Genomic DNA, 13155 nt, shown 5'->3' on the forward strand with positions numbered 1-13155 from the left:
AACAATGAACATATATGTACTACTGATGACAATCGCAATAGCATTTTTGATTACCGTCCTTTTATCACCGATTTTCATTCCATTTCTGCGTCGTCTGAAGTTTGGACAGAGTATCAGGGAAGAAGGACCACAGTCACATCTAAAAAAAACCGGAACACCGACAATGGGTGGAACGATGATTGTAATCAGTGTAATAATGACGGCATTGATTATGGTCAGCAAATTCAGCAGCAGTTCCATCAGCTATGAGTTATGGCTGCTCATTTTTGTTCTTGTCGGATACGGATTGCTTGGTTTTCTTGATGATTTCATAAAGATAGCCATGAAACGGAATCTTGGTCTGACCTCACGCCAAAAAATGATCGGGCAGGTTATTATTGCACTGGTGTTTTATCTTATTTTACGATATAACGACTTTGCAACATATGTTCAGATCCCCGGGACATCTGTTCAATTGGAGCTCGGCTGGGGATATGCTCTGTTGATTATGTTCATGCTGGTCGGTGCATCCAATGCAGTTAACCTGACCGACGGACTTGACGGACTGCTTGCCGGAACAGCCGCAATTGCTTTTGGAGCATTTGCAATATTGGCCTGGTATGGGACTCCTCAGGCTGAGATTACGATATTTGCGCTGGCTGTTGTCGGTTCCTTGCTTGGGTTTCTGGTTTTTAACGCGCATCCTGCCAAAGTATTTATGGGGGATACCGGTTCATTGGCACTTGGAGGATCAATCGCAGCAATTGCCATATTAACAAAACTGGAAATTATTTTAATCATAATCGGTGGTGTTTTTGTTATAGAAACACTGTCCGTCATCATTCAGGTAACCTCGTTTAAATTAACGGGCAAACGGGTATTTAAGATGAGCCCGCTCCACCACCATTATGAACTGATGGGATGGTCCGAATGGCGGGTAGTTACAACCTTTTGGCTGGTAGGATTACTCTTTGCAGCCTTAGGGGTTTATATTGAGGTGTGGATAACGTGAAGAAATTAAGGAACTTCCCGTACTCCCATGCACTTGTGTTAGGCCTGGCAAAAAGTGGTACAGCAGCTGCCAGACTGTTATTGCAAAATGGAGTAAATGTTAGGGTAAATGACAAACAAGCGAATAAACAGGCTGAAGCTGTAAGTAATTTGCAAACGATGGGGGCGGAAGTAATCACCGGTTCCCATCCCCTTTCTGTTTTGGATGGAATTGATCTTATTGTAAAAAATCCGGGAATTCCTTATGATAATCCCTTGCTTGTCGAGGCGGAGAAGAGGAATCTTCCGGTTATTACGGAAATTGAGCTTGCCGGTCGAATGGTTGAGAGCTCAATTATCGGAATCACTGGGTCCAACGGGAAGACGACAACAACGACGTTGATTACCGAAATGCTGCGGAAAAGCAGTCAGCCAGTTCAGGTTGCCGGAAATATTGGATTTGTTGCATCTGAAGTTGCCCAGACACTTAAAGATGAAGAGAAAATGGTACTTGAGCTATCATCGTTTCAATTAATGGGCGTTCAATCCTTCAAACCGAAAATTGCCGTTCTACTAAATATTTTCAAGGCTCATTTGGATTACCATAAAACGTTTGAAAACTATAGAAATGCCAAATGTAATATTTTTGCCAACCAGAATGCGGATGATTTTTTGGTTTATAATGCAGATGATCCAGTTGTAAGGGAAGCAGTGCTGGAGGCAACTTCCCAAAAAATTCCGTTCTCGCTGCAGAGCCGGCTTGATGATGGCGCCTGGGTGGATGACACCGGCATTTACTTTAAATCCGAAATCATAATGAATCGTGATGAAATCGCGCTTGTCGGGGATCATAACCTGGAAAATATTCTTGCAGCTATTTGTGCTGCAAAGTTAAATGGCGCCAGCAATATTGGCATCCGGCAGGTGTTAAGAACTTTCACCGGTGTTAAACACCGTACACAATTTGTTGATAAGGTTGAAGGCCGTTCATTTTACAATGACTCAAAAGCGACCAATATTCTGGCGACGCAAAAGGCACTGGCTTCATTCAGACAACCAGTTATTTTACTTGCAGGCGGACTCGACCGGGGAAATGAATTTGATGAACTTCTTCCCTATCTAAGTTATGTAAAAGGAATGGTCCTGTTTGGAGAGACAGCCGGAAAACTGGAGAAGCTTGCTGAACAGGCCGAAATATCTTTTGTTAAACAGGCAGAAACGATGCTTGAGGCAGTTACATTCGCTTACGACCGGTCCGCAGATGGAGACGTCGTGCTGCTTTCACCCGCCTGTGCTAGCTGGGATCAGTATCGAACGTTTGAAGAAAGAGGAGACATGTTTATACAAGCCGTGCATACATTAAAGTAGGGGCTTGTTTAAACAAATAATATTAAAATATAAAACGCCCCTGTTCCATGAAACCGGAAAAATGGGGTGTTTTTTTGATAAAAAAATTATTTACATTCGATCGTAAACCTGATTTCGCTTTGATGGCTATTATTATTGCTTTACTCACCATTGGCAGTGTCATGATTTACAGCGCATCCTACATTCAGGCTGAATATAATTTTGGAGATTCATTATTTTACCTGAAACGGCAATTATTATTTAGTGTTGTCGGCATTTTTGCCATGTTTTTTATTATGTCCATTCCGTATGGAACATGGAAAAAATACAGTAAAGTCTTATTGCTGATTTGTTTTGTACTTCTTCTCGCTGTATTGATTCCGGGGATTGGAATGGAGCGAAATGGAGCACAAAGCTGGATTGGAGTAGGGGCGTTCAGTATTCAGCCATCTGAATTTACGAAACTTGGGTTGATTATCTATTTATCTGTATTTTTATCGGTAAATCAAAAATATATTACATCATTTAAGCAGGGGTTTTTCCCGTCGATAATTTTGGTCTTTGCAGCATTCGGTTTGATTATGCTGCAACCTGATTTAGGAACAGGGGTTGTACTGATTTTAACATGTATGATGATGATTTATATTGCCGGTGCCAGATTATCCCATTTCATTGGCATGGCTTCGATTGGTATAGCCGGATTTCTTTATCTTATTCTATCAGCACCTTACCGGATCAGCAGAATAACCGCCTTTTTGAATCCATGGCAGGATCCGCTCGGGGATGGCTTTCAAATCATCCAATCTCTTTATGCGCTTGGTCCCGGCGGATTGATGGGTGTCGGTCTTTTCAACAGTCTGCAAAAATATTTTTACCTGCCTGAGCCGCAGACAGATTTTATCTTTGCGATACTCGGGGAGGAGCTGGGCTTTATTGGCGGAACAGCTTTGATCGGATTGTTCGGCTTATTGTTTTGGCGTGGTGTTCGAATTGGAATCGAGGCGCCGGACGCATTCGGCAGGTTTTTGGCAATTGGCATTGTTTCCATGATTACGATTCAGGTTATGATTAATATTAGTGTTGTTATCGGGTTGATTCCTGTCACCGGAATTACCTTGCCATTTCTCAGTTACGGGGGATCATCGTTGACTCTGACGATGTGTTCAGTTGGTATATTACTGAATATCAGCAAATATTCGAGAATTTAGCTGGAGTGTCTTCCAAATTTGGTTAAAATATACTGGTAAACTGGGTAAAGTTTACTACATATAATAGTAGATTATATGATATAATTCATGTAATAATAGAGAAGTGGCATTCTATGTGTCACTTTAATTTTTTGATAAAGGAAGACATGGGATGGCAAAGAAAAAAGTAGTTTCGATTGAAGACCGTATCCCCAGGTTGAAGCAGGAACGGAAGAAGAAAGCAAACCGCCGTCTGATTTTTTACCTTTCCGTATTTTTCGTCCTCATCTCCATTATCGTATATCTTCAGTCGCCGCTAAGCCATGTGAATACAATTGAGGTTAAAGGTAACAGCTATACCGAGGATGAACAAATAAAACAGCAAAGCGGTATTTCTGAAAACACGAATATATGGATGATCAATGAACAAGATGTGGTGGAAGCAATAAGCAGCAATTCGATTATACAATCGGTCGATGTCAACAGGAATTTACCCTGGACAATTGAAATTGAGGTAACTGAATTTCGTTATGTTGGTTACATAAAAAAAGACGGGAACTTTTTTCCGGTTCTGGGAAATGGCAGTGTTTTAACCGAATTAAAGCAACAAACAACAGGTGGCGACGCACCGATCATGATTAATTTTTCAAATGAGAAATATGTGGAGAAAATGGCTGGTCAATTAAAAAAACTGCCTGAAAGTATTCTGAAACTGATTTCCGAAATTCATTGGAAGCCAACTGATGATAATAAGAATAAAATTCTACTGTATATGAATGACGGATACTTAGTTGATGGCACAATGCGGGAATTTGCCAAAAAAATGAAAGCATATCCATCAATCGTTTCCCAGATTAAGCCTGGTACGAAGGGAATCGTTCATATCGGTGTTGGAGCTTATTTTGAAAAGTTCAATCAAGCGGCAGGAAATACCGATAAGAAGAAAAATAACGGGAACGGTTCAAGTGAGTAACAACCGAGTGAAATAATCAGCCAAAAAAATTACGATTTCCTATACATCACGAAAGTCATATATGCTTCTATTTCAACGAAATATATAGTACGAGATTTTCACTATCTTAAATACACAGTGATGTTTACAGGAAATCTTTTGCGGGTAATTTTTTAAATTGGGTTATTAAATCATAAATTATGGAAGGATTTTTGTGATTTTTGAAGAATTACTCTATATAAGTTCCATTTTCACGTATATTCCTTTAAAATAGTGGATTATAGAATAGAAATGATGAAGAATAGAATAAGAGAATACATCTGGTAATAGAAATGCTGGATGCTTCTGAAACTGGAGGTGCCTTTTCTTTGAACAACAGTGAAGTACTAGTGAGTCTTGACGTAGGTACATCAAAAATTAAAGTAATAATTGGAGAAGTATTGGAAGACTCCCTGAATATTATTGGAGTGGGAACCGCGAAATCGAACGGCATGAAAAAAGGTGCGGTTGTAGATATTGATCAGACAGTTAATTCGATCAGGAATGCTGTTGAACAGGCAGAGCGAATGGTAGGCATGCAGATTGACAGTGTAGTAGTCGGAATAAATGGTAATCATATCCAGTTGCAGCCATGTCATGGTGTAGTTGCGGTCCAAACTGAAAATCGTGAAATAGGCGATGAGGATGTCACCAGAGTGATTGATGGTGCGCAGGTTGTTTCCATCCCGCCCGAGCGTGAAATTATTGATGTCATTCCGAAACAATTCATCGTCGACGGGCTTGACGAAATAACAGATCCCCGTGGCATGATTGGTGTACGGCTCGAGATGGAAGGGACGATTATTACATGTTCCAAATCTGTCCTGCACAATATTCTGAAATGTGTAGAACGTGCCGGTCTGCAAATTTCTGATATTTGCCTGCAACCTTTAGCGGCTGGCAGCATTGCACTTTCAAAAGATGAGAAAAACCTGGGAGTAACCCTGATTGATATTGGCGGCGGATGCACAACAGTTTCCATTTTCGAAAATGACCATCTCGCTGCTACCAGTGTAGTACCGCTTGGCGGCGACAATATTACAAAGGATTTATCCATTGGACTTAGAACATCAACGGAAGAAGCGTCTGACATAAAACTTAATTATGGACATGCTTTCTTTGATGATGCACAGGAGGATGAAACGTTTGAGGTTTCTATCATAGGCAGCAATACGACACAAACCTATAATCAGCTGCAGATTGCTGATATGATAGAAGCCAGGGTTGAAGAAATCTATGCTCACGCTGAGCGGGAAATTCGGCGAATGGGTTACCAGCAGCTGCCGGGAGGTTACGTTTTAACTGGCGGTGCTGCGAAAATGCCGGGCGTACTGGAGTTGGCCCAGGATTGTTTTCAATCGAATGTTCGCTTAGCCATACCTGATTACATAGGGGTAAGAGAACCACAGTTTACAGCTGGAGTGGGAATCTTGCAATTTGCTTATCGTAATGCGAAAATACAAGGAAAAGAGTTATTCCCTTCTGTATTGGTTAATCAGCAGGAAACAAAACCGAAGCGTACCAAAAAGAATTCAAATCCCGAAGAGCCGAAAAATAAAGAGAAAAAGGAATCTGGATTAGCTAATATATTTAAGTATTTCTTTGATTAAGACTACCAAAATATCCCGGATATTAGTAGATTCCGGAACTCTTGTAATTTTGCAAATTAGGAGGAACGAACTATGTTAGAGTTTGATACAAATATGGATCAACTGGCAACAATAAAAGTAATCGGTGTCGGCGGCGGCGGAAGCAACGCTGTAAACCGTATGATTGAGCATGGTGTGGAAGGTGTTGAATTTATTGCGGTTAACACCGATGCGCAGGCACTGAACCTATCAAAAGCAGAAACAAAAATCCAAGTCGGCGGAAAACTTACCCGCGGACTAGGTGCGGGTGCGAATCCGGAAGTTGGTAAGAAGGCTGCCGAAGAAAATAAAGAGCAGCTGGAAGAAGCCTTGCAGGGTGCCGATATGATTTTTGTTACAGCCGGAATGGGCGGCGGTACAGGTACAGGTGCAGCTCCGGTAATTGCGTCAATCGCCAAAGAATTGGGAGCATTGACGGTTGGTGTCGTAACAAGACCATTCACATTTGAAGGAAAAAGAAGGTCCACACAGGCAGTATCCGGAATCGATTCACTGAAAAGCAGTGTAGACACATTGATAGTTATACCGAATGATCGCCTGCTGGAAATCGTGGATAAAAACACACCAATGCTGGAGGCTTTCCGCGAAGCAGACAACGTGCTTCGCCAAGGTGTTCAGGGTATTTCCGACTTGATTGCTAAACCAGGACTTATAAATGTGGACTTTGCTGACGTGAAAACTATTATGTTTGATAAAGGTTCAGCGTTAATGGGGATAGGTGTAGCAACAGGTGAGAACCGCGCTCCCGAAGCTGCTAAAAAGGCTATTTCTTCACCGTTACTCGAAACAGATATTAATGGTGCACACGGTATTCTGATGAACATTACCGGCGGCACAAATCTAAGTCTTTATGAAGTGCAGGAAGCTGCAGATTTGGTAACATCTGCTGCCGATAAAGAGGTAAATGTCATTTTCGGTTCAGTCATTAATGAAAATCTGAAGGATGAAATTATTGTAACCGTAATTGCGACTGGTTTTGATGAAAATAAAAATCAGGAAAGACAGTCCAATCAGCGGCCAAGCCTTAGTCAAAAACAACAGGCAGCTACAAGACCAAATGACGAGTTCAGCCGGGAAAGAGAGCCAAGCCAAAACCAGCAGTCTCGTCCACCGCAGGAAGAGGATACATTGGATATTCCAACATTTTTGAGAAATCGCAACCGGAACCGTTAATCATCATGGAGTTATAATCAGCAGCCAGACAATTTCTGGCTGCTGTTTTAGTGTGGGTAGAAAAATAGTGGGGGTTAGACATTATGGAAGATAAAGAAATAGTATTGTCACTGGAGAGCCTGACGATGTATTTTGGCGGGAACCAGGTATTACGGGGAATTGATTTAGATGTTTATAAGGGTCAGGTTATTGGCTATATCGGCCCGAATGGTGCCGGCAAAAGCACAACATTGAAAATCTTGCTTGGACTTGTTGAAGGATATGGAGGAACGGTCGAAATTTTTGGTAAGAATATTAAGGAAAGCGGCCATACATACAAACGAAAAATTGGTTATGTTCCGGAGAATGCAGACATTTATGAAAACCTGACTGCAAATGAGTATTTGTCTTTTGTTGGTGAACTCTATGGTATGGACCGTACTGCTGCTGAGAAGAAAGCCAGAAAATTAATGACTGCATTTGAAATGGAGGATGTGCTTCATTCCAGGATTTCGTCATTTTCCAAAGGTATGCGGCAGAAAGTTATTATTATGTCCGGTGTATTACATGACCCTGATCTTATCTTTCTGGATGAACCGTTAAACGGCCTGGATGCCAATAGTGTTATGGTAATCAAGGATGTTATGGAACAATTGGTGCAGCGTGGTAAAACTATTTTTTATTCGTCTCACATTATGGATGTGGTAGAGAAAATAAGTAATAGGATAGTTTTGCTTGCTGATGGGAAAATTGCTGCGGACGGCACCTTTGAGGAATTACGCCAGGCAAATGAAAAGGGGTCACTGGAGGATATCTTTAATCAGTTAACCGGATTTGATGAATATAAGGACACCGCGGAACATGTGGTCAGTATAATAACTGACGGTGACGAGCATGCATAATTTTCGCTCACTGAAGTTTCTGGATAATTTTCAGGGGTTTTTCCGTTCCATCCAAATTGATTATACGACTATGCGCAGGATACTGGAGATAAAATTACTAATGGATCAGCGCCGTGTACCGGCAGTTTTGAATACGGATATTTCCAATAAGCGCAGCGAAGGAAACCAGTTTGTTAAATCTCTGTGGGTTTATGCTTTATACAGTTTAATGCTCATCCCATTCCTGTTTATTGGTGACAATCTGATGTATCAAGCTAGTCTTCTATTCGGAATTATGATGTTTGTTTTGATGACGTCAATGATTTCCGATTTTTCCGCGGTACTGTTAGATGTGCGGGATAAAACAATTTTGAATACGAAACCGGTTAATAACAGAACTGTTAATGCGGCTAAGATGATTCATATTATGATCTATATGACTTTCTTAGCCGGCGCTCTTATAGCAGTACCATCTGTTGTAATGCTCGCGACTGGACGAATCTCTTTCTTTTTCTTATTTCTTGCGGAAACCGTACTGTTGCTTTTATTTATGATTGCACTTACTGCTTTGGCATATATATTCATTTTGCAATATTTCAGTGGTGACAGACTGAAAGATATTATTAACTATGTGCAGATTATTCTGGCAATCGGGATTGTTGTTGGATACCAGATTGTAATACGGGCATTTGATTTTGCTATGTTCGAGTTTGTTTATGACTTCAGTTGGTGGCACCTTTTTATTCCACCGTTATGGTTTGGTGCACCATTTGAGTTTCTGCTGAGCGGTAATTCATCCGGAGCGATTATTATGATGGCAGTTGTCGCGCTGATAATCCCGTTTGTTTCAATCAGTATCTATTATTATTTGATGCCGTCCTTTGAAACCAATCTGGAAAAGCTTCTGGAAAATACAGGGAAGCCAACTGTCAAAAAGCACTTGCTTGAACAGTTTTGGGAGCGTGTATTATGTTCGGGCAAACAGGAAAAATTATTTTTCCGATTCTCGATGGCAATGATGCGGCAGGAAAGGGACTTTAAATTAAAAGTGTATCCAACAATTGGAATGGCACTGGTTTTTCCGTTTATTTTTATGTTTAATTCCTTGAACAGGGGTTCTTTTGAAGAACTCGCTACCGGGAATGGATACTTTAATATTTATTTTTCGTGTATCGTGATTGGTATCGTTATACACACCCTTAAATATTCAGTGAATTATAAGGGTAGTTGGATATTTCAGGCAGCACCGATAGAGGAATCTGCTGTTATGTACAGCGCAACATTAAAAGCTTTTCTGGTCAGACTGTATCTTCCCGTATTTATTTTATTATCTGCAGCGTTTATTGCGATTTTCTCAGCTAGAATCATACCGGACTTGGCGGTAGTTTTGGTCGCTGCAATACTGCATACGCTTATTTCGTATAAATTGATTAATAATGAAGCATATCCATTCACTAATCCGATGGAATCTGTTCAAATGCAGGGTGGCAGCACGGTAAAGTATTTCATATTAATGCTGTTAGTTGGAATAACCGGTTTACTTCATTTTTTCGCAACGAAAATAGAGTACGGTGTTTATGGGTATCTAATCATTCTGATTGCTGTAACGATTGTATCGTGGAAGATTTGCTTCAGCAGGAAGAAGGTTTTTTGATTTACGATTCTGAAAAAAGAGGCTGGGACAAAAAGGTTTTATCAAAAGAAAAAACGAATGAAAGTTGGTGGGCTCAGCCGCTCCGGAAATATACTTCGCTTTCACTTTCGAGCATAAGTGCGACATCAGCTCAAGAAAATCACTTTCGCTGTGTCTTCTTTACCGCGGGCGGCTGTTGAGCCCTCCTCGTGCTTACGCACTGCGGGGTCTCATCTAGGCCTTTCCTCCCGCAGGAGTCTACGTATATTCCCTCCGCTAATCCCTAAAATCGTTCGTTTTTATGAATTACATTTTTTGATTTGTCCCAGCCTCTTTGTGGTTACACCGGTCAGAAATTCTCCTTTTCATAAAACTACGATAATTCTCCAAAAACTCTCCCGACAAAGTCACTGATAACTAGATAAAATTAGCCCCAGTATGCGTACAAGAAGTGACAGACTTTGCCGGTTGAGTGGGCTATACTTCCAGTTAAGGTATTTTAGCAGCTAAGAAAGTATAAAATCCTTTCTTACTGCATAAGTGCAACTATGGCTGTCACCCAAAGGCTTGGTGACAACCAAGTTTTCTAATAAAGGAAGGAAGTGTGAAGTGACCATCTATTTGGATGCTGTCTGGCTGCTGAATTTTCTTCTGGATATGATGCTGCTTATGCTCACACAGGCATTGGCGAAGGACGGCACACGTAAAATCCGAATCGTCTTTGGTGCTTTCATCGCTTCATTATTGGTTCCATTATCAATCTATTATCCGGACACGTTTGTTAATTCGGTGGCAGGGAAGCTGATTTATTCCATTATCATCATTCTGTGCACCTTCAGGATTCGTTCATTGTACCGGATGATGAAATTGCTTCTCCTGTTTTACTTCACAACATTTGCAATAGGAGGTGGCTTGTTAGCAATACATTTTTTATTTCAGAATCCAGTCGGGGTATCAACCAGCGGCATACTTACATTTAACAGCGGATTCGGAGACCCGGTCAGCTGGCTGTTTATAGTCGTTGGGTTTCCGCTGGTCTGGATGTTTACAAAGACTCGAATGGACAAGCATGCCGAAGAAAAAATACGCTACGACCAGCTTTGTCCGGTAAACATTCAAATTGACAGTAAAAGTTTTTCGACGACCGGATATATTGATAGTGGGAATCAGTTGATGGATCCGGTCAGTAAAAAGCCGGTCATCATTTGTGATGAATATTTTTTGAAAAAGTGGTTTACAGAAGATGATTGGAAAGCGCTTTATCAGGCGCATTCTGAACTGAATTTTGAGAAACTCCCGGCAAAGTGGGAACATCGAATTAATATTATTCCATATCAGGGGGTTGAAGGTAACCGTACATTTATGATGGGAATAAAACCTGACAACTTAACGTTTTATTATGATAATCAAAAAATTACAACCCGAAAAATCATGATTGGCATTCAATTTTCGGAATTGACCAAGGACCAATCCTATCATTGCCTGCTTCATCCTAAAATTGTTAAATCAGAAGTTGTTGAAACAGCTTAATAAGAAAAGGAGCGGTTAATTTTGAAATTGCGATTATGGAAACTGCGAACTCGATTATGGTGGTATAAACTTCTCTTTAAACTTGGATTTAAGTCGGATGAAATCTATTATATTGGCGGGAGTGAAGCATTGCCCCCGCCGTTGTCAAAGGAAGAGGAGCGAGAATTACTTGAATTGCTGCCCAAAGGTGATAAATCCGCCAGGGCAATGCTGATTGAACGCAATTTAAGGCTGGTCGTATATATTGCCCGAAAGTTTGAGAATACCGGGATAAATATTGAAGACTTGATCAGTATAGGAACTATCGGCCTGATTAAGGCTGTCAACACATTCAATCCCGAGAAAAAAATCAAGCTGGCAACCTATGCATCCAGATGTATTGAAAATGAAATTCTAATGTATCTAAGGCGAAACAACAAATTGAAGACTGAAATTTCATTTGATGAGCCATTAAACATCGATTGGGATGGTAATGAATTACGGCTTTCCGATGTGCTTGGAACGGATGAGGATATCATTACGAGAGACATTGAATCAAACGTTGACAAATCCCTGCTTAAAAGTGCGCTGTCACAGCTGAATCCGCGGGAAAAACAGATAATGGAACTTCGCTTTGGCCTGGTTGGTCAGGAAGAAAAAACTCAAAAAGATGTGGCAGATATGCTCGGAATTTCGCAGTCCTATATTTCGCGGTTGGAGAAAAAAATTATCCGCCGGCTGCAAAAAGAATTTAATAAAATGGTATGACCTGCTGCAGTAAGTTTTCGATGAATTTCTGACCGTTTTTATACGATACCCAATTGCATAAAAAACCTCCTATGGGGAGATACTGACCAAGAACAGCATCTCCAACCGGGAGGGTAGAACATAATGACCAGACATAAAGTAGAAATTTGCGGTGTAGACACATCCAAATTACCTGTACTTAAAAATGATGAAATGCGAAAGTTATTCAAAAAAATGCATGAGGGTGATATTACAGCAAGGGAAGAATTGGTGAACGGAAACTTACGACTGGTATTAAGTGTCATTCAGCGATTCAATAATCGAGGAGAATATGTGGATGATTTATTTCAGGTAGGTTGTATCGGACTCATGAAATCAATCGATAATTTTGATTTAGGACATAATGTACGCTTTTCCACGTATGCTGTTCCGATGATCATAGGCGAAATAAGAAGGTATCTGCGCGACAATAACCCGATTCGCGTCTCACGATCATTGCGCGATATAGCTTATAAAGCGTTGCAGGTCAGAGAAAAATTAATTAGTAAAACGTCCAAGGAACCGACACCACTCGAAATAGCTGAGGAAATGGGCGTACCACACTCAGATATTGTGTTTGCCATGGACGCTATTCAGGATCCGGTGTCACTGTTTGAGCCAATCTACAATGATGGCGGAGACCCGATTTTTGTAATGGATCAGTTAAGTGACGACAGTGACAGCGATGCATTGTGGGTTGATAAACTATCCCTGAGGGAGGGCATGGTGAAACTGAATGAACGGGAGAATATGATCTTGAATAAACGTTTTTTTCAAGGTAAAACACAAATGGAGGTTGCCGATGAAATAGGTATTTCACAGGCACAGGTTTCCCGTCTTGAAAAAGCGGCAATCAGCCAAATGAACAAGCAGATGTTTGAATGATTTAGAGCAAATAATGAGTTGAAGAAGCAATCGCAGCAATATAGAGTCCAGTCCATCTCTGAATTGCGCGGTTCCAAAAGTGTATATGTGCGATTTTGAACGTCACCAAGTTATGGTGGCGTTTTTGTGTGCATTAATTTTTCAGATCCGTTTTGCATATACATCA

General features: G+C 40.8%; 11 protein-coding genes. All 11 read left to right on the forward strand.

From position 1 onward, the window contains the following. The first annotated feature begins 4 nt into the window (after positions 1–4). The 11 genes from mraY (at position 5) to sigG (ending at position 12989) form a co-directional block, all read left to right on the forward strand. A complete protein-coding gene (gene mraY, locus HUX68_RS02430; protein ID WP_174613160.1) occupies positions 5–991 on the forward strand; it encodes a phospho-N-acetylmuramoyl-pentapeptide-transferase in 987 nt (328 codons plus the stop codon). After that, on the forward strand, positions 988–2337 hold the full coding sequence (murD, locus tag HUX68_RS02435; RefSeq protein WP_174613161.1) for a UDP-N-acetylmuramoyl-L-alanine--D-glutamate ligase: 1350 nt from the start codon (positions 988–990) through the stop codon (positions 2335–2337). The genes mraY and murD overlap by 4 nt, the downstream gene beginning before the upstream one ends. A 122-nt stretch (positions 2338–2459) precedes the next feature. Beyond that, positions 2460–3524 (forward strand): stage V sporulation protein E, encoded by a 1065-nt coding sequence (spoVE, locus tag HUX68_RS02440; protein WP_246206738.1) that lies wholly within the window; start codon positions 2460–2462, stop codon positions 3522–3524. Between the two features lie 151 nt (positions 3525–3675). Next, entirely contained in the window at positions 3676–4476 is an 801-nt protein-coding gene (locus tag HUX68_RS02445) for a cell division protein FtsQ/DivIB (RefSeq protein WP_174613163.1), read from the forward strand. 347 nt (positions 4477–4823) lie between these two features. Then, the gene (gene ftsA / locus HUX68_RS02450; RefSeq protein ID WP_174613164.1) at positions 4824–6104 is read left to right on the forward strand and encodes a cell division protein FtsA; all 1281 of its coding nucleotides are present in this window, start codon (positions 4824–4826) and stop codon (positions 6102–6104) included. Positions 6105–6176: 72 nt separating this feature from the next. After that, positions 6177–7316, forward strand: a complete 1140-nt coding sequence (gene ftsZ / locus HUX68_RS02455) for a cell division protein FtsZ (RefSeq protein ID WP_174613165.1) — start codon at positions 6177–6179, stop codon at positions 7314–7316. An 83-nt stretch (positions 7317–7399) separates the two neighbouring features. Then, positions 7400–8197 carry an ABC transporter ATP-binding protein gene (locus tag HUX68_RS02460; RefSeq protein ID WP_174613166.1) on the forward strand — a complete coding sequence of 266 codons (798 nt, stop codon included), beginning with the start codon at positions 7400–7402 and terminating at the stop codon, positions 8195–8197. Further along, complete coding sequence (locus tag HUX68_RS02465) at positions 8190–9830, forward strand: hypothetical protein (RefSeq protein WP_174613167.1); 1641 nt, start codon at positions 8190–8192, stop codon at positions 9828–9830. The genes HUX68_RS02460 and HUX68_RS02465 overlap by 8 nt, the downstream gene beginning before the upstream one ends. A 588-nt stretch (positions 9831–10418) precedes the next feature. Then, positions 10419–11339 carry a sigma-E processing peptidase SpoIIGA gene (gene spoIIGA, locus HUX68_RS02470; RefSeq protein ID WP_174613168.1) on the forward strand — a complete coding sequence of 307 codons (921 nt, stop codon included), beginning with the start codon at positions 10419–10421 and terminating at the stop codon, positions 11337–11339. Between the two features lie 27 nt (positions 11340–11366). Further along, positions 11367–12086 (forward strand): RNA polymerase sporulation sigma factor SigE, encoded by a 720-nt coding sequence (gene sigE / locus HUX68_RS02475; protein ID WP_174616324.1) that lies wholly within the window; start codon positions 11367–11369, stop codon positions 12084–12086. A 123-nt stretch (positions 12087–12209) separates the two neighbouring features. Continuing rightward, positions 12210–12989 (forward strand): RNA polymerase sporulation sigma factor SigG, encoded by a 780-nt coding sequence (gene sigG, locus HUX68_RS02480; RefSeq protein ID WP_174613169.1) that lies wholly within the window; start codon positions 12210–12212, stop codon positions 12987–12989. The last annotated feature ends 166 nt before the right edge of the window (positions 12990–13155 follow it).

Origin of the sequence: Virgibacillus ihumii (genome assembly GCF_902726655.1) — a bacterium.
In the GTDB taxonomy this organism is placed as follows: Bacteria; Bacillota; Bacilli; order Bacillales; family Amphibacillaceae; genus Lentibacillus; species Lentibacillus ihumii.